The sequence below is a fragment of the Legionella londiniensis genome (genome assembly GCF_001467825.1).
GTDB classification, from domain to species: Bacteria; Pseudomonadota; Gammaproteobacteria; order Legionellales; family Legionellaceae; genus Legionella_A; species Legionella_A londiniensis.
This window is the reverse complement of record NZ_LNYK01000022.1, coordinates 1-546: the sequence shown is the minus strand read 5'-3', so window position 1 is coordinate 546 and position 546 is coordinate 1. Positions and strand designations below refer to the sequence as shown.

The window sequence follows — 546 nt, the reverse complement described above, 5'->3', positions numbered from 1 at the left end:
GAGCTACGGTTAAAAGTTGTGTATGGTCAAAAAAGATCAGGCAGCTTTCCCCTCATCCACTGAACCATTTTGTTTGATTTCTCTTATACCATTGACGAATTTTACGCCACGAACCACTTCAGCAAGTTTCGTGAAGCCGCGGAGTTTACGCCAATGAGTTTTGGCATTGTCACATAGCTTGAAAACCATTGTCAAAATAGTTGTTCGCGAGAATGCCCCTTTGGATTTATAAGTTCGATGCCTGACACTTGCGAAAGTGGATTCAATCGGGTTGGTGGTTCGCAGATGAACCCAGTGTTCGGCTGGGAAATCATAAAAAGCCAACAAATCCTCTTTGTCTTTTTGCAAGCACCCTGTAGCTTTAGGATACCTGGCTTGATAGTTTCTGATAAATCGGTCAAATTCCTTATAGGCTTGTTCACGGGTTGGCGCCATCCAGATGGCTTGCAGTTGTTGTTTCGCCTTGGAGAGTAGTGATTTGGGCAATTTATCGAGGACATTGCCCATCTTGTGAAACCAGCAACGCTGATGGCGTGTATCAGGGTA

1 protein-coding gene is annotated in these 546 nt (G+C 44.5%); it reads right to left on the bottom strand.

Annotated features, from left to right (window positions below):
* Window positions 1-36 precede the first annotated feature (36 nt).
* A partial coding sequence (locus Llon_RS08460; protein WP_193391626.1) for a transposase occupies window positions 37-546 on the bottom strand: 510 nt, incomplete at its 5' end.